Origin of the sequence: Micromonospora sediminicola (assembly GCF_900089585.1) — a bacterium.
Classification (GTDB): domain Bacteria; phylum Actinomycetota; class Actinomycetes; order Mycobacteriales; family Micromonosporaceae; genus Micromonospora; species Micromonospora sediminicola.
Genome location: NZ_FLRH01000003.1, coordinates 2,920,469 through 2,939,066, shown reverse-complemented (window position 1 = coordinate 2,939,066; position 18,598 = coordinate 2,920,469). Strand labels below are relative to the sequence as shown.

At 71.5% G+C, this 18,598-nt stretch carries 19 protein-coding genes; 13 read left to right on the top strand and 6 right to left on the bottom strand.

Features of this window, described 5'->3' with window-relative positions; genetic code table 11:
* Window positions 1–37 precede the first annotated feature (37 nt).
* From GA0070622_RS14185 to GA0070622_RS32560, 4 genes are all read left to right on the top strand, one after another.
* The gene (locus GA0070622_RS14185; RefSeq protein ID WP_245666268.1) at window positions 38–2,110 is read left to right on the top strand and encodes an amylo-alpha-1,6-glucosidase; all 2,073 of its coding nucleotides are present in this window, start codon (window positions 38–40) and stop codon (window positions 2,108–2,110) included.
* A 236-nt stretch (window positions 2,111–2,346) separates the two neighbouring features.
* Window positions 2,347–2,820, top strand: coding sequence for an NlpC/P60 family protein (locus tag GA0070622_RS14180; protein ID WP_176710480.1), 474 nt, complete (start codon window positions 2,347–2,349; stop codon window positions 2,818–2,820).
* A gap of 248 nt (window positions 2,821–3,068) precedes the next feature.
* A complete protein-coding gene (locus GA0070622_RS14175; protein WP_091573722.1) occupies window positions 3,069–3,716 on the top strand; it encodes a TetR/AcrR family transcriptional regulator in 648 nt (215 codons plus the stop codon).
* Window positions 3,717–3,969: 253 nt separating this feature from the next.
* Complete coding sequence (locus GA0070622_RS32560; protein ID WP_176710479.1) at window positions 3,970–4,131, top strand: hypothetical protein; 162 nt, start codon at window positions 3,970–3,972, stop codon at window positions 4,129–4,131.
* 77 nt (window positions 4,132–4,208) lie between these two features.
* Here GA0070622_RS32560 and GA0070622_RS14170 read toward each other — a convergent pair whose 3' ends face one another.
* The 4 genes from GA0070622_RS14170 to GA0070622_RS33705 all read right to left on the bottom strand — a co-directional run bounded on the left by GA0070622_RS14170 (window position 4,209) and on the right by GA0070622_RS33705 (window position 6,613).
* A complete protein-coding gene (locus GA0070622_RS14170; protein ID WP_091573721.1) occupies window positions 4,209–4,406 on the bottom strand; it encodes a hypothetical protein in 198 nt (65 codons plus the stop codon).
* Window positions 4,407–4,506: 100 nt separating this feature from the next.
* Window positions 4,507–4,779 carry a DUF4235 domain-containing protein gene (locus GA0070622_RS14165; protein ID WP_091573720.1) on the bottom strand — a complete coding sequence of 91 codons (273 nt, stop codon included), beginning with the start codon at window positions 4,777–4,779 and terminating at the stop codon, window positions 4,507–4,509.
* The gene (locus GA0070622_RS14160) at window positions 4,776–5,057 is read right to left on the bottom strand and encodes a DUF3618 domain-containing protein (protein WP_091573719.1); all 282 of its coding nucleotides are present in this window, start codon (window positions 5,055–5,057) and stop codon (window positions 4,776–4,778) included. Before GA0070622_RS14160 ends, GA0070622_RS14165 begins: the two co-directional genes overlap by 4 nt.
* Window positions 5,054–6,613, bottom strand: coding sequence for a YhjD/YihY/BrkB family envelope integrity protein (locus tag GA0070622_RS33705; protein ID WP_141684572.1), 1,560 nt, complete (start codon window positions 6,611–6,613; stop codon window positions 5,054–5,056). The genes GA0070622_RS14160 and GA0070622_RS33705 overlap by 4 nt, the downstream gene beginning before the upstream one ends.
* 346 nt (window positions 6,614–6,959) lie before the next feature.
* Here GA0070622_RS33705 and GA0070622_RS14150 point away from each other — a divergent pair, with 346 nt between their 5' ends.
* From GA0070622_RS14150 to GA0070622_RS14135, 4 genes are all read left to right on the top strand, one after another.
* Window positions 6,960–7,346: an ATP-binding protein gene (locus tag GA0070622_RS14150; RefSeq protein WP_141684571.1), complete on the top strand. Its 387-nt coding sequence runs from the start codon at window positions 6,960–6,962 to the stop codon at window positions 7,344–7,346.
* A gap of 113 nt (window positions 7,347–7,459) precedes the next feature.
* Window positions 7,460–7,888, top strand: coding sequence for a hypothetical protein (locus GA0070622_RS14145; protein WP_091573716.1), 429 nt, complete (start codon window positions 7,460–7,462; stop codon window positions 7,886–7,888).
* 514 nt (window positions 7,889–8,402) lie between these two features.
* Window positions 8,403–9,647 carry a PP2C family protein-serine/threonine phosphatase gene (locus GA0070622_RS14140; RefSeq protein ID WP_176710478.1) on the top strand — a complete coding sequence of 415 codons (1,245 nt, stop codon included), beginning with the start codon at window positions 8,403–8,405 and terminating at the stop codon, window positions 9,645–9,647.
* Window positions 9,648–10,522: 875 nt separating this feature from the next.
* The gene (locus GA0070622_RS14135) at window positions 10,523–11,086 is read left to right on the top strand and encodes a hypothetical protein (protein ID WP_141684569.1); all 564 of its coding nucleotides are present in this window, start codon (window positions 10,523–10,525) and stop codon (window positions 11,084–11,086) included.
* An 82-nt stretch (window positions 11,087–11,168) separates the two neighbouring features.
* On the opposite strand, the gene GA0070622_RS14130 is transcribed toward GA0070622_RS14135, so the two are convergent.
* A complete protein-coding gene (locus GA0070622_RS14130) occupies window positions 11,169–12,359 on the bottom strand; it encodes an FUSC family protein (protein WP_176710477.1) in 1,191 nt (396 codons plus the stop codon).
* Between the two features lie 148 nt (window positions 12,360–12,507).
* On the opposite strand from GA0070622_RS14130, the gene GA0070622_RS14125 reads away from it, so the two are divergent.
* Window positions 12,508–13,086 carry a dihydrofolate reductase family protein gene (locus GA0070622_RS14125; protein ID WP_091573713.1) on the top strand — a complete coding sequence of 193 codons (579 nt, stop codon included), beginning with the start codon at window positions 12,508–12,510 and terminating at the stop codon, window positions 13,084–13,086.
* Window positions 13,087–13,134: 48 nt separating this feature from the next.
* On the opposite strand, the gene galE is transcribed toward GA0070622_RS14125, so the two are convergent.
* Window positions 13,135–14,211: a UDP-glucose 4-epimerase GalE gene (gene galE / locus GA0070622_RS14120; RefSeq protein WP_245666266.1), complete on the bottom strand. Its 1,077-nt coding sequence runs from the start codon at window positions 14,209–14,211 to the stop codon at window positions 13,135–13,137.
* Window positions 14,212–14,361: 150 nt separating this feature from the next.
* Between galE and GA0070622_RS14115 the strand changes: the two genes are divergently transcribed.
* From GA0070622_RS14115 to GA0070622_RS14100, 4 genes are read left to right on the top strand one after another with little or no spacing between them, the layout of a single operon-like run.
* On the top strand, window positions 14,362–15,540 hold the full coding sequence (locus tag GA0070622_RS14115; RefSeq protein WP_091573712.1) for an inositol-3-phosphate synthase: 1,179 nt from the start codon (window positions 14,362–14,364) through the stop codon (window positions 15,538–15,540).
* Window positions 15,537–16,463: a hypothetical protein gene (locus GA0070622_RS33455; RefSeq protein ID WP_091573711.1), complete on the top strand. Its 927-nt coding sequence runs from the start codon at window positions 15,537–15,539 to the stop codon at window positions 16,461–16,463. Before GA0070622_RS14115 ends, GA0070622_RS33455 begins: the two co-directional genes overlap by 4 nt.
* Complete coding sequence (locus GA0070622_RS14105; protein ID WP_218060587.1) at window positions 16,460–17,608, top strand: class I SAM-dependent methyltransferase; 1,149 nt, start codon at window positions 16,460–16,462, stop codon at window positions 17,606–17,608. Before GA0070622_RS33455 ends, GA0070622_RS14105 begins: the two co-directional genes overlap by 4 nt.
* 2 nt (window positions 17,609–17,610) lie before the next feature.
* Window positions 17,611–18,597: a Gfo/Idh/MocA family protein gene (locus tag GA0070622_RS14100; RefSeq protein ID WP_091577370.1), complete on the top strand. Its 987-nt coding sequence runs from the start codon at window positions 17,611–17,613 to the stop codon at window positions 18,595–18,597.
* Window position 18,598: the final 1 nt, after the last annotated feature.

The following is an 18,598-nucleotide window of genomic DNA, read 5'->3' as shown; positions in this document are numbered from 1 at the left end:
TGTACGTGCCGCGCGGGAGAGCGGTGACCAACGGGCCATGCCGCCCGAACTGGGCCCCGACTCCATCGCCGTGCTCAGCGGGCCGACGTTCATGTACTCCGACTCGGTCGGGGACGTGCCGCCCGGCACCATCGGCGGCCTGGTACACCTCGACACGCGGTTGCTCAGCGGGTGGCTGCTGACCGTCAACGGCGGGCGCCTGCTGGTGCTGCGTTCGCAGACGCTGCAGCACTACTCGGCGCAGTTCGTCCTGACCAATTCCCATCTGCCCGGTCTACCCACGGACAGTCTCGGAGTGCGCCGCCTACGCTACATCGGCGACGGCTTCCGGGAGCGGATCGAGTTGGTCTCGTTCCGTACCGAGCCGGTCGGGATCGAGGTACGGCTGTCGGTGGAAGCCGACTTCGCCGACCTGTTCGAGGTCAAGTCCGGAGTGCGGGACCGTTCAGCCCGGATCGATCGCCGGCGCAACGCGAGCGGAGCTGCGTTGGTGTTCGCGTACGCCAACGGTGACTTCACCGCCGAGACGGCGGTGCGGACGTCGATCCCGCCCGACCGGGTCGAGGGCAACGACCTGATCTGGCAGCTCGATCTGGCGCCTCGCCAGATCTGGCAGCTCGACCTCCACGTGCCGCTGCCGCCCGGTCTCGGTGTGGTCGAGCCGGTTCGCGGCGACATCGCCGAGGTGATTCACGGCCGGGTCGACGATCCGCTGCGTCGGTGGGTGGACGACCGGGCGCGGGTACGCAGCGACAACCCGATGCTCGAACGGGTGCTCGGCCGGTCGCGGGAGGATCTCGGGGCGCTGCGGTTGGACATGGAGATCAAGGGTCAGCAGATCATGCTTCCCGGCGCCGGGCTGCCCTGGTTCCTCACGGTCTTCGGCCGCGACACGCTGATCACCGCCTACCAGACACTGGTGGCCGGGCCGGCGCTCGCGCGCGGCGCGCTGCTGGCTCTCGCCCGGCTGCAGGGCACCCGTTGCGACGACTTCACCGACGAGGAGCCGGGCAAGATCCTGCACGAGTTTCGCAGCGGCGAGCTGACGCGAACCGGCGTAAAACCGTACAATCCGAACTACGGCACGGCGGACGCCACCCAGTTGTGGTTGATCCTGCTCTCCGAGTACTGGCGGTGGACCCGCGACGACGACACAGTGCGGCACCTACGCGACAACGCGCTGGCCGCGCTGCGGTGGATCGACACGTACGGCGACCGCGACGGCGACGGGTACGTCGAGTACGGCACCCGCTCCCCGGAGGGACTGGGAAACCAGTGCTGGCGGGACTCACCAGACGGCGTGTGCTTCTCCGACGGCAAGATTCCGTTTCTGCCGATCGCCACATGCGACCTGCAGGGCTACACGTACGACGCCAAGATGCGGCTGGCGGAGCTGGCGGACGGACCGCTGGGGGATCCGGCCCTCGCCGTGCGGCTACGCGCGGATGCCGCCGCGCTGTTCGAACGGTTCAACCGCGACTTCTGGATCGAGGAACGCGGCGGCTACTACGCGGTGGGTCTCGACGGGGACAAGAATCGGATCAACTCGAAGACCTCGAACATGGGTCACCTGCTGTGGAGCGGCATCGTTCCGGCGGATCGGGCCGAGCAGGTGGTGCGGCAGCTGATGTCGCCCGACATGTTCTCCGGTTGGGGCATCCGCACCCTGTCGCGGGAGGAGCGCCGCTACAACGCGCTGGGCTACCACCTGGGCACCGTCTGGCCGCACGACAACTCGATCGCCGCGCTCGGTATGGCCCGGTACGGCTTCCGGAACGAGGTCAACCGGATCAGTCTCGCCATGTTCGAGGCGGCCGAGCAGTTCGGCCATCGGCTGCCGGAGGCGCTCAGCGGCTACGCACGGGAGCTGATGCTGTTCGCCGTGCCCTATCCCACCGCTTGCAGCCCACAGGCGTGGGCGAGCGGAGCACCGCTGGCCCTGCTGCGGGCGATGCTCGATCTCCACCCGGTCGACGGCAGGCTGACCCTCGATCCGGACATACCGGAGGAGTTCGGCCGGATGACCGCGGAGCGGGTCCGAGCCTTCGGCCACTGCTGGACGATCGAGGCGGTAGGACGCACGGGTTACATCCGGTTGGAGGATGTCTAGACCATCTGGTGAGCCCGCTGCCGAGATGGACGCCGCGGGGGCGTGGCCCGGCGAGCAGTCGACCTCGCCCCCTTGACAGCGAGACCCGTCTATTCTTTGCTGTCCCGAACGAAGAATTCGGGCGCTGGACCTCCTCGGCGCCGGGACGGTGAGGAGTGGGAATGGGAATGGATCTTCGACGCAGAGTGCGTGGCGCGGTTCGTCGAGGCGGGGCGGTGGCCTCGGTCATCGTTCTGATGACCGTCGGCACGGTGCAGGTGACCACTGGTCCGGCTCAGGCGGCCGGCGTGCGAACGAGCGTGGTGAACGCCGCCAAGGCATACCTGGGCACGCCCTACAAGCTGGCGTACGGGTGGACGTGCGGGACCGCCAGGGTTGACTGCGAGTGCCTCAACCGCCACGCCATCTGGGACGGCACGAAGGCCGCCACCGGTCGGGGGCTACAGCTAAACTACTGGCTGCAGGGGCAGATCAATCAGGGGCGGCGCACCAACAACCCCAGGCCTGGGGACCTGATCTTCTGGGACACGGACCCGAACGACGGGATCCGTTACGGAGGCGACCTGGACCACACCGGGGTGTACGTCGGCGACAACCGCGCCATCGACGCCAACGCCTACTACGGCTACGTCAAGTACGACACCATCACCCTCGGCGGCACCGAACCCGATCCGATCTTCGTGGACGTGCTGACGCCCAACGGCTACTGATCCGACGTAGGGCCGGCCGGCGAGCGCGGTAGACCACCGGCCGGCCCTCACCAGGGCCCAGACCCCTCGGCGGCCCCATCGGCCGTCAGCCGGTGCCGGCGGTGTCGCAACCGGCCGGCCGACCACCTCCGGACCACCACGAAGCCGTGCTCCGCGTCAACGCCACCCCGGTACGCGCACGGCACAGCGGCGACAGCGTTGGTAGCGTGGGCAGGCGGCCCGGCAGCCCACCGTCACCGGAGAGACAGATGGCCCGCCCCAAGGATCAGGACCACCAGCGCGCCCACGTCACCGCGGCGGCTCGCCACGCGATCGTCAAGCACGGCCTGGCCCGCGTGCGGATCCGGGACATCGCCGATGCGGCGGGCATGTCTCCCGGCACCGTCACCTACTACTACCGGCACCTCGACGACCTGTTCCAGCAGGTCTTCGAAGACGCCGCCGACCGGTTCCACCGCCAACGGGCGCACGCGGTGGAGCAACACATCGACCACGCCAGGAAGCTGGCGGCCGCGATTGACGCCGGCCTGCCCCATGGTGCCGACGACGAACTGTGCTGCCTGCTCTACGAGTTCTCCCCACGCGCGCGCCGCCGCCCCGACCACGCCGCCCTACGCCGCAGTCTCTACGACCGGCAGGCCCAACTGTACGAGGATCTCCTCGACGCCGGCAGCGACCAGGGCGCCTTCACTCTCGCTCTACCCGCTGCGGAAGCCGCCCGCAACCTCGTCGCACTCGAGGATGCCTACGGTTACCACATCATCGCCCGCACCTCCGTCACCTTCGAGCAGGCCCGCGCCTACCTGCTCAGATACGCCAGCCACACAGCCGGCGTCGACCTGACCAGCGTCACGGCCGCGACGTACGACCTCCCCGCAACGGGGACGGTCACGTGACGCGCCACAGCGCCATCCCGCAGGTCGAGCGGAGCCCGGTTCGAGGTGGGACCAGCATCCCTCCGGCCGGAGGCGCTGCGTTCGTCGGTTCCCGAACACGTGTACGGTGATCGCGACATCGTCCGCACCGCCGGCGCTCCTCAGCAGGTTCACCCGCCACTGCTCGGCCACGCCGGCCGGACGGGCGGTGTGGCACTGACATGGCCGCACAGAGCCGAGAAGCGAGGGCCATCCTCCAGAACGAGGTCGTCGCATGACCTTCGAAGCTGTCATGGAGCAGCAGGCGCTGCGTCTCGCCGACCTGGCTCGACGGGTCGCGGAGGTGGACCAGTGGATCGAGGTGCTTCTGGACTGGATCGAGGCAGCCGCACATGACCTGTCGCTGGCGACCGTCACCGACGACCGAGCGGTGTGACGTGGCGGTTCAGCACGTCACCACCGGGCCTGCGGGCCTGCCTGCCGGTGTCAGCGGCTGGCCGAGGCGCGGACACGCTACTCGGGCGTCGGCAGCGTAGGGGTGGCCTTGGGCTTGGAGAGCAGCTCGACGATGGCAGCCCCGGCCTGGGCGGCCGTCGGGTTCGCGCGCAGGGCCCGCGCCTGCCCGGTGATCTGTTCGTACTTGGCGCGGCCGGCGCGGGCGCCGAGCACGTAGCCGACCGCCAGGCCGGCGGCGAACCTCGTGACCTTCATCGTGTTCCTCTCTGACCCTTGGCCGAAGATGGTGCTGCTCTCGCAGGCGCGAAGTCGTCTGCCGTTGCCGCACGTCGATGCGGCGACCCGGATGTCCGTGTCAGCCTGGCCAGTATCCGGTAGCCCGGTGTACGGCGACGGCACCAGCCCGGTCGACGGTGGCCTTCACCGCCGCGAAGATGGCGCCCTGGATCGCGGCGGCGATGACGATCTCGCCCCACCCACGGTCTTGGTCGGTGGCGTGTGGTGCGTCCTGTTCGCCCTCGATGAGCTTCCACACCTGCTTGAACACCAGCCCCGACACCAGTCCCGCCCCGACGCCGAGCAGGAGGCCGACCGGTCGGTACGCGACCTTCGCCGCGACGTGACTCACGCCCGCCGCCGCCGGACCAGAAGGGCCACCAGCACCGCCAGCACCGCCGCCGCGCCGACCACCGCCAGCGGCACCGCCCCGGCTGCCCCCTCGATGCGACCTGCCGCCGTCGTGACCTTCTCCCGAGCCCGCGCGGCGGCGTCCTCGACGCCGGCCTTGGCGCGGGCCTTGACGTCGGTCTTCGCCGCCAGCGCCTCCACGGTGTCACCGAGAGCGGCGCGCGTCTGCGCGATCTCTGCCCGCAACTGCTGCGGGTCCGTCGGTGTGCTCTCACTCATGACGATCGTCCCTCCCGAACCGCGGTCTTCACCGCGTCCACGTCCGCCGTGACCCCGGAAACCGCCTCCTGCGGCACCAGCGGCGTCGCCGCGCGCAACTGCCGACGGCCGAGCAGCGCCATCACCGCGGCCACGGCGAACACGAGCACCAGGACGACCAGGACCGCAAGCCACAGCGGCCAGACCAGGTCCAGCAGCACCACCGCGAGCGCCAGCAGCAGTCCCAACCCGTACAGGCTCAGGACCGCGGCGCCGCCGAACAGTCCGCCACCGGCTCCGGCCCGCCGGCCCTTCGCGACCATCTCCGCCCTGGCCAGCGCCAGCTCGTCACGCATCAGCGTGCTCACCTGCTCGGCGGCCCGGGTGACCAGTTCCGACGTCGACATCGCCTCCGGCGTACCGGAGGGCGACTCCTGTGCACGGGTGGTTGCGTCTGGCGACACCGGGGCCTCCTCGTCTGGCTGCTCCCGTGATGCCCCCAGCAGTCGCGGCGCAAACGCCAGGATAGCTGCCCCCGAGCGGGGACGAGCGCCGTCGTCGGCGGCGTCTCGCTGCGGCGAGGGTGGCCGCTCACCCGGTCGCGCCGCATGCGTCGTCACCTCGTCGGAGCGGTTGCCGTCGGCTGCGGTCCGTGGAGGCAGGACGGGATCGTCGGCGGGCTGACCGGCCTGCAGCGCCCTGCCACGCTGCACCTCGGCGTTGATCTCGACACCGAACAGGACGGCACCGTTGACGAGGTAGAGCCAGCCCAGGAACGCGATCACCCCGCCGAGCGTGCCGTAGGTCTTGTCATAGGAGCCGAAGTTGGCCACGTACAAGCCGAAACCGAAGGACACGATCGCCACCGCGAGCAGGGTGACGAAGCCGCCCACGGTCAGCCACCGGAACCGCGGCGGCTGCACGTTCGGCGCGAGCCACCCCAACATCGCCAGCATCACCATGGCGATCAACACCAGGGCAGGCCACTTGAGCACGGACCACAGAGTGCGGGCGGTCTCGCCGATGTCCAAGGCGTCGCCGACGGCTCGGGTGACCGGACCGCTCACGATGAGGATCACCACGACGACGGCCATGAGCAGCAGCGACACCGCGGTGATGAGCAGCTGCAGCGGACGCAACTTCCAGAAGGGCCGCCCCTCCCGCACCCCGTGGATCACGTTGGACGCCCGGGTGTAACCGCCGACGTAGCCCGACGCCGACCACAGCGCACCCAGCAACCCGAAACTCAACAGCGCCCCCGCGCCACCCTGACTCGACACCACCTCCTGGATCAGGTCGCGCAACTGCTGGTCCACCACCGCCCCGGCCCCCAGGTCGCGGAGCAGGTCGACGATCGTGTCGACGGTGCGGTCACCCTCGGAGACAAGATTGACCAGGGCGACGACGACGATCGCGGACGGAAAGACCGCCAGCACCGCGTAATAGGTCAGACCTGCCGCCAGGTCCGTACAACTGTTCTTCATGAACCCCTGCGCCGCGCGCCGGAACACTCCGCGCCACGCCGCCGCGCGCATCTGCCGCAGCCGCTGCGGCACCTGACCACTGCCAGCGGTCACGCTGTGGGCCGCTGATCCGTTCCTCGCCACTCTGCCCTCCTTCGCGCGGACAGGACGCGACAAGTCCTCGCCGGTACCCCGCCGAGACGATCCGGTAACAGGAGCGGCCCGTTCGGACCGGATCGTCGGCCGGCGACGTCGTCGACCAGCCTAGACACTCCCCTGCTCGATGGCTGAGAAGCGGCGCTCACCTGATCCGGGTCAGGCGGCATGGACTGCTCGATCCACGCCGGGGTCGCCCGAACGTGCGGTGACGGCGCGGTCGGGACGCGGGCAGTGCCCGGTTCGCCGACGCCAGAATGATCGACTACGGTACGGATGCGGTGGAGCAGGGTAGGTGTTCGGTATGGACTCGGTGCGGATGCCCTTCGGAGGCAGCGCTGACAGCGCGCCGGTCCGCCAGGCTGCCCGGAAAATCCTTGCCGACTGGGACGCCGCGCATGTCGCCGACGACGCGCTCGCCGTCATCACGGAACTGATGCACAACGTCATCAGGCACACCGACGACGGCGGAAAGCTGGAGCTGACGCGCCAGGCGGACGCGATCCTCGTCGAGGTGTTCGACAACTCCACCCGGCAACCCCGACGTCTCGCGCCGGACCCGCATCGGATCGGCGGGCGGGGCCTACTGATCGTGGAGGCCATGGCGCGCGAGTGGGGCGCGCACACCATCGACGACGGCCGGCCCGGCAAAGTGGTGTGGGCGAAAATCCCCCTCGACCGGCCCGCCTGATCTCCTCGGCCGGGCAGGGGGTGCTACGCGACGCCCCCATGACGGATTCAGCCCACCTGACCCTGGGTACTTTATAGGAGCAGGAACGACGCTCGTCCGGACCGGAGGTCGCTGTGCAGCCGTTCACCCCCTGGACCTGGCGCGAGAGCTTTCTCGACGCTGCCCGCGGCACCGAGGATCCGGACGCGGGCCGCTCGGCCGGCAGCCCGCACGCCGACATGGTGGGCTACTGGGTGGAGGCCACCGACGGACAGATCGGCTCGGTCGACCGGGCCAGCTACGACGTCGGCGACGCCCTGCTCGTCGTGGACACCGGTCCGTGGATCTTCGGTCGCAAAGTGCTTCTGCCCGCGGGCACCGTCGCTTACGCCGACCACGACGCACGCACCCTGTTCGTCGACCGCACCAAGGAGCAGATCAAGAACTCCCCTCGGTACCACGAGGCGGACTTCGACACCGCAGGGTTCCGTCAGCGTGTCGGGGACTACTACGCCCGCACGTACACCGCTTCACTGGACGATGACGAGCACGACCGACCCTGACCACGGCGACGGGGTGCAGACAGCGAATCGGTGAGGGCTGACTCACGACGCGTAGACGTACCTCGCGCCTGTCACTTCGGCGCCGCTACCACGCAACGCGGCTACCACGCAACGCGGCTGCCGGGGCTTCGACCGTGAGGATCATCCGCCGCGAAGGAGAGCCCCTGCCGCCCGAAGCGGCAGGGGACCTCTCTTCCTCGCGATCGAGCACGGGGATCGCTGCCACTCGAACCCGATCGGATCTACCTTCCTGATGCCCCGCCAGTCCCGTCGGCAATCATCGACCTCGACTGCGAGTCCGCGTCGGGCGTCTGACTTTCCCTTCGTTTCGTTCCCGGACCGACCTTCGACCGGCGCCGGGCGTACGTCGTCGGGCGGCGCGGCCACATCGACGCCGGCGGCGTATCCGACGGCGTGAGCGAAGGTGATAATGGCTGGGATCCACCGGACGAGCGGATCACGCATCGCGCTGACGTCAGCATCCATGTCGCAGCCGGGGAGAAGGGGATCTGCCGTGCTCAGTGACGCCGACCGGCCGGTGGCGCCGTCCACCGCCGCACCGTCGACGGTCGGGCGTCCGGCGTCATCGTCCGCAGCGGTAGATCTCGCGGTCCTGCTCATCGAGGATGATCCCGGCGATGCGCTGCTCACCCGGGAACTGCTGGCGGACAGTGGCCTGGGCACCCGGTTCGCGCAGGCCAGCAGCCTGACCGAGGCCGCAGCTACCACCTCGACGCCGGACTGTGTACTGCTTGACCTGCACCTGCCCGACAGCCGCGGGTTGGCGGCGCTCAGGCAGGTGCTGCACCGATGGCCGGACGCGGCCGTGGTGGTGCTCACCGGCCTGGCCGACGCCGCCACGGCCACGGCGGCCGTCGCCGCCGGCGCCCAGGACTACCTGATCAAGGGCCAGATCGACGGGACGCTTCTCGGGCGCACCGTCGAGTACGCCGTTCAGCGCCGCCGGGTGGTCGTCACGCAGCGGCAGTTGCGGGACAGCCGCATGCAGGCCAGCGAGAACCTCCGGCTGCAGCGGGGCCTGCTCCCTACGCCGTTGATCACCGATCCCACGTTGGCGGTCACCAGCAGATATGTACCGGGGCGAGGACGATCGCTGCTCGGCGGTGACTTCTTCGACCTGGTGCAGGACAGGGACCACACGATCCACGCCGTCATCGGTGACGTCTGCGGCAACGGCCCGGACGAGGCCGCGATCGGCGTCGGCCTCCGCGTCGGATGGCGCACCCTGACCCTGGCCGGAGTGGACAAGACCTCCCGGATGCGGCTGCTGGAACAGGTGCTGGTGGCCGAACGACCACGCGAGGCGATGTTCGCCACCGCCTGCACCATCCGCGTCACCCCGGACCGCTCGACCGTGGTCGTCGTCAGCGCCGGCCATCCCGCACCCCTGGTGATCACACCCGACGGCGCCTACCCCGCGCCGATCCGTCACCACCTCGGGTTGGGCATGTTCCCTGGACGGGGCCGCTGGCAGGAGTCCGTCGTCACTCTTCCGAAAGACGCGGGACTGCTGCTCTACACCGACGGAGCCTACGAAGGGTTCGCCGAGGACGGGACCCGGCTCGGCGAGCAACGATTCGTCAACCTCGCCGGCAGCTTGAGCGTCACCACCGATCCCGGCGACTTCCTCACCGCTCTCCTCACCGAGATCAGGCGCGGCGACGACGGCCGACACAACGACGACACCGCCCTGCTCCACCTGACCTGGCCTGCGAAAGCGACGGAGGATGAGGCCTGACCGTGTCGCCTGCTCCGCCGCGTCGGCCGCCGCCTGCGGCGAGGACAGGCACCGCGGCTGCTCACCTCAAGCCTCCTCCTGCCGGTCCCCTCGTGCTCGCGCTGGGCTCAGTTCGACGGCACGTCTCGTCCGTACCTCCGATCGGGAACGGAATTGGGCGTCCGACGACGCGGTATCCAGCCCAGAAACCGTGCGTGCAGGTATCGGGTCGGTTCCGCGGGTAGATCGGTCAGGGCCCGCGCGTAGCAGGCGCCGAGGTACTGGAAGACGGCTCCGGGCGCACGGCGGTGCTCGTCCCTCAGGCGATCGCGACCGGCTCGGCACGGCCAGGGTTGGGCGCAGTCGCCGCAGTACCAGTCGGGCACGACCGGAAGATGCCGCCACCCCGCAGACATCGGCGCCGCGGTTCGGCGCAGGCGGCGCATCAGCCGATCACCGACGAAGAAGTCGATTCTGAGTTGCTGTGTCGCGTCAGACTCCCGATGCGGCATGTTCACATCCGTGGTCTCTCCTGGAAGGGTGTGCCCCGCATCCGAGACGGTAACTCCTGCCAACGGGACGGACTGACGGAAAGCGCTGACCGGCGAATCGGACGGGCCGGTGCCCCGGCTTGAGCATCGGGAGTAAACCGCAGGCCGGTACCCCTATGGGAATGTCACAGTACGCAATCTGCGGAAAACGACAGAGGGCGGCTCGTCCGGCCGTGTCCGCCCTGGCGATCCGCGCGCAGGGCACGGCACCGCACCGGAGCGCGGGCACCGCGGAGACATTCTGGATTCGTCACGATGGCAGGACGGTGCGGCGCCCGAGGTTCGGGCCCGACGATGTTCCATCGAACTCGGACATCCCCGCGGGTGTTCGGTACGTTACGTCACGTGGTGTACGACGCGAGCGATCCGACCGCAGCTCCCCGGGCGCGTCAGCGGGACCACGTGAGTGACGCGTGGATGCTCGCGGAGGCTGAGACCGCTCGACGGCGGACCCCTGAACCGGGCGCGGTCCGGGTGCTCCTCTTACCGCACCGGTCCGAAGCGGTCGATCGGTCGCCGGCCGTGGTGTGGTTCGCGCCGGGGCGCCCGGCGATGACCGAGGCCCTGAACGGACACGTGCACGAGGCGCAGGTCGAGGCCGCGATCGTGCTCGGGCTCGCCCGGTGGGGGCACGCGGCGTCGCCACCGCCGGCACCCGGATGGTACGCGCGCCGGCACGCCATGGGCCTCGCGCTGCACGACCCGACGGGACTGCCCTTCGCCGGCGGCCTGATCGAGGTGCCGGTCGGCTGGACCACGACGGCCCTGGTCTCGGGCGTGATCGCGGCCTATGGTGTGCCGGCCGGGAGCCTACCCCCGACGGGCGACGGCCGCAGGATCGCACAGCTAATGAGCGCAGCCCGCCGACTCGGCCTCATCGCCGCGGGTCGCGTGCCGCTGCGATGGTGAGCCGGCGTGGTGCGGCCCGCCCCGGAAGCGCGCCGGTGGCGCCCCACCACATCCTCCCCGCTCCGTCGTTCGTGTCGAGAGGTCAGGTAGCCGTCGTCCCGGCGTCGGCCGCCGCGCGGACGATCCGGTTCGCCTCGGGCGGTGGACAACCGGTCGCCCGAAGGACGTCGCTGGCGGCCGTCCGCAGGTCGGCGACGAGGCCGTCGCCGTACGTGCGCAGGCCGCCGCTCCGGGCCGCCGCGGCCAACTCGACCGCCTGTCGGGCCATGTCCCGGCTGTGCGCGTGGCCGCTTCCGCGGTGACTCTCCCGCCGTAGCTGGTCGATGGCATCGGCGAGGCGGGCGATCCCCCGGGGCAACGACGGGGGCATCAGCTCGCGATACTGCAGCGCGTTCGCTGCCCAGCGGGACATGCCACGCGCGTCAACGACCAGGCGCTCCAGGTGCTGGGCGATGTCCGCGTACCGGTGAAACTGCTGCCGGCGGCGCCAACGCACCGGTGCGAGCGTGACCACCTCGTCGGCGCCGGCCAGCGCCTCGTGCATCCGACCGAGGTCGTCGTCGAGGTTGCGGAGTTCCTCGAGCACCCGTACGGCGGCTTCGGCGTCCCGGTCGACCAGCGCGCGCGCAACCCGGTTCAGCTGACCGGACAACGAGTCGAAGATCGGCTTGGTGGCCTTGTCCAGGATGCGCAGCGGATTGACCGGCAGCAGCAGGGTGACGACGGCGATGCCCACGACCGCACCGACGAGGGCGTCCAAGATCCGTGGGAGCTCGAGCCCGCGCTCCATCGGTGCGAGCGTGGCGATCAGCACCGCCGTGCCGCCGGCCTGACCGACGAGGGCGCTACCCCGGCCGGAGAGCAGCAGAGCCGCGGCGATCGCCAGAGCGACCATCACCCCGGTCTGCCACGGGCCCGACCCGAGCAGGAACCGCAACCCGTCGCCGATGGCGATCCCGAGCCCGACGCCGGCCAGCAACTCGACGGTACGCCGCGCGCGTTGCCCGATGGCCGTCGCGATCGTGCCGACGGCCGCGGACGGCGCGAACACGTGCGCCCCCGGGCCGAGCAGGTGGTCGGCGAGAACGGCGGCGAGGGCAGCCGCCAGACCGGCCTGGACCGAGATCACCAGGATGACCTCCGTCTGACGGAGGCGGACCCGGCCGGCGGCCTGACCGCGCCGCCGCGCGCTCACGACGTCCCGCTCACCGTGTTCGGCGGCCGCACGCCACGCCGCGCCGGCGGCGCGCCCGTTCCGCCGGTCGTCAGCCACACGAGTCCTTACCCGTCATCAGGTGCCCGAATCCCGTTTCGTGGGCGTGCGGACCGCGCGGCGAGGTCCCGCTCGCGAGGCGGGTAAGCAGACGCGGAGAGCGGGACGTCCACGCCCGTTCTTCCACAACACAGACGAGGATGTTGTCATGACCGCCACGTATACCTGGGATGTCTTCTCCACCGTCGACGGCTACGGCTCCTACGATCGGAGCATCGACTGGGGCGGCTACTGGGGCAAGCAGGGCCCCGAGTTGCTCGAGCACCGCGCTGCCCTCTTCAGCGCGCCACAACGGATGGTCTACGGTGCCACCACCTTCCGCGAGGTCGCACAGATCATGACCTCGGGCCTCGATCCCCACTCGTCGGACGAGTGGAACGTCCGGCTGATGCGCATGCCCGCCACCGTGATCTCCTCCACGTTGCACGACACCCTCGGCTGGCCGGACGCGACCATCGTCAGCGGCGATGCCGTGAACATCGTCGCCCAGCTCAAGCAGACGTCGGACGTGCCGCTACGCTCGCAGGCCAGCCTGTCGCTGAACCGGGCGTTGATGGCCGCCGGACTGGTCGACCGACTCCAGGTGACCATCTTCCCCGTCATATCCGGACGAAGCGGAACCAGCCCCGTTCTGCACGGAGCGGACGACTTCGACCTGGAGTTGCTCGAGAGCCGGACCCTCGACGGCCACACCCAGGAGCTTGTCTACCGCCCCACCCTCCGATGATGCGGCGACCCATGGTGCCCGACTCGGCGTGCCCAAAGGTCCGATCGATCAGCCAGCGAGTTGCCGACGGCGCGGTGCCAGATCCCCGAGAAGCCGCTCGCGCCGGTCGTGCCAGGCCAGTGAGTCGGCGATGCCGGTGGCGAGGTCACGTCGCGCCCGCCAGCCCAGCAACTCACGGGCCCGGCGACCCCGGGCGTACGCGCCGGCGGCGTCGCCGGGCCGACGCGGCGCCTCCCGCACCAGGACCGGCCGGTCGACCACCGCGTTGAACGCCGCGACCAGTTCGAGCACGGTGGTGCCGGTGCCGCTGCCCAGGTTCACCGCCACGTGCGGAGCGGCACCGACGGCGAAGATGTCGTCGAAGCGTTCCAGTGCCCGCAGGTGTGCCACAGCCAGGTCCCAGACGTGCACGTAGTCGCGAAGTCCCGAGCCGTCGCGGGTGGGCCAGTCGAGCCCGTTGACCGCGAACGGCACACCGGCTCGGTGCGCGAGCATCAGCCGGCCCAGGGCGTGCGACGGAACCGCGGTCTGCAGCCCGGTTCGCATCGCGGGGTCCGCGCCGATGGGGTTGAAGTAGCGCAGGGACAGCACCCGCAGCGGGCTGCTGGCCGCGATGTCGGCGAGCATCCGCTCCACCACCAGCTTGGTCTGCGCGTACGGGCTGCCGGCCTCCAGCGGCGACGTCTCGTCGACGCCGAGGCCCGCGCCCGGAGCGTAGATCGCCGCGGACGAGCTGAAGATCAACCGGTGTACGCCGTGGGCAAGTAGCCGGTCGACGAACTCCAGCGTCGCCGACACGTTGGCCCGGTAGTAGTCCACCGGGCGGGCCACCGAGTCGGGCACCGCGATCAGCGCGGCGCAGTGCACCACCACCCCGATGTCCGGATGCCGGCGCAGCATGCGGTCCACCGCGTCGGCGTCGCCGATGTCGCCGAGCTGGAACGCCCGTCCGCGGCAGAACTCGCGCCGCCCGGTGACCAGGTTGTCCAGCACCACCGGCGTGTGTCCGGCATCGGTCAACGCCGAGGCGACAGTGCTGCCGATGAACCCCGCTCCGCCCGCGATCAGCACCTTCACCAGTAGACCTCCCCGGGTGACCGCCACCACGACCGGTGACGCCGCCATCTGCATCCTGGCCGCAGGCCACCGTTCCTTTCCGGCGAATCGACGGATCGGCGCGTGGACGGTGAGTTCGACGGATGTGCATGACTGGCGGGGCGTCGCGCGGGTACGCGGCGGCCCGGGTCGGACGACCCGGTCGAATCGGGAGGCAGCATGACGGAGCAGCGCATCGGGGTCGCGGTGGTCGGACTGGGTGGCGCCGTGGCGACGACGGCGATAGCCGGGGTGGAACTGCTGCGCCTGGGCATGCGGGACATGGCCGGGCTGCCGCTGGCGCACCGCACGGATCTGGTGCCGTACGAGTCGATGGTCTTCGGCGGCTGGGACCTGGCGCCGGACGACCTGGCCAAGGCGGCGCACGTGCATCGCGTGGTCGAGCCGGCTCAGCTGGACACCGTCGCCGGGCCGCTCGGCCGGATCAGCCCCTGGCCGGCGGTGGCGGACCCGGCGTACTGCCGCAACGCCACCGGCGCCAACACGGTGCCCATCGGGCCGTTGCGGGAGCGGGTGGCGCATCTGCGCGCCGATATCGCCCGGTTCCGGGCCGAGATCTCCGCGCATCAGGTCGTGGTGGTGAATCTGGCCTCCACCGAGGCGCGGCCGGACCCGGCGTCACCGGCGCTGCGCAGCCCGGCCGCATTCGAGGCCGGGCTGGACGCCGACGATCCGGTGATCACACCGGGACTGCTCTACGCCTACGCGGCGATCCAGGAGGGCTGTCCCTACGTCAACTTCACGCCCGGTCTCGGCGCCGACGTGCCGGCTCTGCTGGAACTGGCCGAACGGGCGGGGGTGCCGGTCGCGGGCAAGGACGGCAAGACCGGTCAGACGCTGGTCAAGACCGTGCTCGCACCGGCCTTCCGGTCCCGTGCGTTGACCGTGGAGGGCTGGTACTCGACAAACATCCTCGGCAACCGGGACGGGCAGATCCTGGACGACCCGTCGTCGCTGGCGAGCAAGCTCGACACCAAGGGTTCCGTGCTCAACCAGATTCTCGGCTACGACGTCGACGACCACGTGGTGCGGATCGACTACTACCGACCGCGCGGCGACGCGAAGGAGGCCTGGGACAACATCGACCTCGTGGGCTTCCTCGGCCAACGGATGCAACTGAAGGTCGACTTCCTGTGCCGGGACTCGATTCTCGCCGCGCCGCTCGTGCTGGACCTGGTGCGGCTCTTGGCCGAGGCCGGCCGCCGGGGCGAGCGCGGCGCGCAGGAACAACTCGGCTACTTCTTCAAGGCGCCGGTCACCCGGGACGGGCGGACGCCGGAGCACGCGCTGCACGCCCAGGAGCGGGCCCTGCTGGACTGGCTGGACGCGCCGGCATGACCACCGTGCTGGCCGCCGCGCCGGTCGACCGGCTCGCCGTCTCGGTGCCCACGCTGCGGCAGGTCGGGGACCTGAAGCGGGTGCGGGTGGCGCACGCCGACGGCTCGGCGGCCGAACGGGCGTTCGTCCGGGCCTGGGCGGCCCTCGCCGCAGGCGCCGATCCGGCGGACGTGGCCGACCGGGAGTGCGCCGCCGCGCTGGCCGGCGCCCGCCTCGGCGGGCTCGACGCGGCCACCCTCGGCGACTGTGGCCTGGTCCCGGCCGAGGTGGCGAGCGTGCTCACCCGGGCCGCAGGGGAACTAGACGGCGCGCTGCACCCGACCACTCGGCGTCGAATCCGGGCCGCGCTGGCCGACCCGGCCGGCGGGGATATCCCCGATCGGCCGGTGCCGGCGTTCGCGGTCGCGCTGTGCCGGCAGCCCCGCGCCGGTGCCACCGCGCCGGGACGTTCCCGGCTGGTCCTGGAGCCGCCGGAGAGCCACGCCGACCACTGCTGGGCCGTCGGGGTGTACGGCGCGCTGCTCGCCGACGACGTCGGCGCCGACCCGGCGGAGGCGTTCCTGCTCGGCCTCGCGCACCATCTGCACAACGCCCGGATGCCGGACGCGGGCTTCGCCGGTGAGCAACTGCTCGGCGCGTACCTCGATCCGGTCGTCGACCGGCTCACCGCGCTGGCGCTCACGGAACTTCCGGGCCGGGTCGCGGCCCGGGTGGCCGCGGTGCTGCCGGCCCGGGCGGACGCGGGCACCCCGCTCGGGCGGGCCTTCCACGCCGCCGACGTGCTGGACCGGGTGCTCCAGGTGCACCACCACGCCCGCGCGGCGGCGTTCACCGCCAACCAGGCCCTGGTGGACCTGGCGCTGGTGCACGACGGCCCGGTGGTGGACTACCACCGGTCGGTGCTGCGGGCGGCCGGGCTGTGACCGCGTCCCCCTCCGCGCCCGTCGGCGCTACTTTCCGGTGGCGCGGCCCCGACGGCACGACACTGCACCCGGACACCCGGCACACGCTCGCCGACGGTCTTCGCCGCTGGCCCGTGGTCGAGGGCATCCCCTGGCTGCGCCCGGGGCGCGACGATCTGCGGGAGCGGGCGGTGGCCGCGCTCGACGCGGGCGAACCCGATGCCGCCGCCGTGCTGCTGCTCGGCGACGCCGACGACTGGTGGGAGGCGGCACCACCCCCGCCGGAGCAGCTCCGCACCGCGCTGCGCGCCGGCACCCTGCGCGAGGCGGTCCGGCTGCTCGGTCTCGGTCGGGTCGGGGTGTACTTCCTCCATCGCTGGTCCGATCCGAGCTGGCTGGCCGCCCTGGCGCTGACCGCCGCACACCCGCCCGCCGGCCGGCCCGTGGTCGACCTGGCCTGCGGCGCTGGGCACCTGCTGCGTCACCTGGTCCGTCACGGACACCGCGATGCCGTCGGAGTCGACGTGGTCTTCGCGAAGCTGTGGCTGGCCCGCCGGTTCGTCCTTCCGCCCGGCGCGCGGGTGTCCCTGGTCTGCGCCGACCTGACCGCCGCCTGGCCGCTGCCACCGCCCACGGCTGCCCGGCACGTGGCCTGCCACGACGCCCTCTACTTCCTTCCGGACAAGGCCGCTGCGGTGGCCGCCGCCCTGGCCTGCGCCGGGCCCGGCGGGGCGCTGCTGCTGGGTCACCTGCACAACGCGCGGCATCCGGCCGGCCAAGCCGGGCTGCCCCTGCCCGCCGAGCAATGGACCGCACTGCTGCCGGGGGCCACCGCCTACGCCGAGGAGGAGCTGACGGCGGCCGCGGTCGCCGGGCGGCCACCCGAACCCGCGGTTCCGGCCGAGCTGACCGGCACCGAGGCCGTCGGCCTGGCCCGGGACCCCGCCGGCCCGGCGGCCGACCCGGGGCTGCTGCAACCGGCCCCGGCGAGCCCCCTGCGACCCAACCCGCTCTACGTCGACGGCGCCCGTCGCTGGCCCGACCCGCGCTGGGCCGAGGAGTACGGCGGCCGGGCCGCCGGCTACCTTCCGGAGCGCTGGCCGGCGGAGCCGGGCCCGGACGCGGTACGCCGTCGGCTGCTGCTCGACCTGCCCGAGCGGTGGTGACCGTGCGGCCGTTCGGATGGGGAGTCGTCGGCTGCGGGTGGGTCACCCGCGACCACGTCGTGCCGGCGATCCGCGCGGCGGGACACCGGCTCGTCGGCGCCTGCGACAGCGACCCCGCCGCCGCCCGCGCGCTCGCCCCCGACCGGATCGCCGCAACCGACCTGCACGAACTGCTCGACCACCACGAGATCGAGGCGGTGCACGTGGCGACGCCGAACCACACGCACGCCGACGTGGTCGCGGCGGTGGCCAAGGCGGGCCGGCCGGTGCTGTGCGAAAAACCGCTCGCGGCCAGCCTGCCCGACGCCCGACGGCTGGTCGACGCGGCCGGGGGCACGCTCGCCGGAGCCGCCTTCGACCAACGGTTCCACCCCGCTCACCGGCGCATCGCCGACCTCGTCGCCGCCGGCGACCTGGGCACCGTCACCGCCGTGCGGATCGTCTACGGCTGCTGGCTGCCGCCGGGATGGAGCCCGGACGGGCGGCCGCACGACAACTGGCGCATCGACCCGGCGCGCTCCGGCGGCGGCGCCCTGGCCGACCTGGCCCCGCACGGCGTCGACCTCATCGGCGTGCTGCTCGGCGACGACCTGGCCGAGCTGACCGTCCGCACCCAACGTCGGGTGCATCCGTACGGAGTGGACGACGGCGCGATGCTGACCGGCGTCACCGGCGGCGGGGTGCTGGTGCAGGCGCACGTCTCGTTCAACACCGCCGACCCGCTGCCCCGCCGCCGGCTGGAGGTCGTCGGCACCCGCGCCCAACTCGTCGCCGCCGACACCCTCGGCCAGACCGCCGGCGGCACGCTGACCCGACTCGACGCCGAGACCGGCACCGCCGAGGCGGTGCCGTTCGACACCGGGATGAGCCCGTTCACCGCACAGGCACAGGCTTTCGCCGACGCCGTCCGCGGCGGCGACTGGCAGTGGCCGCTGACCCGCGACCTGCACCTGTACGAACTGCTGCACACCGCCGCCGAAAGGACCTGAC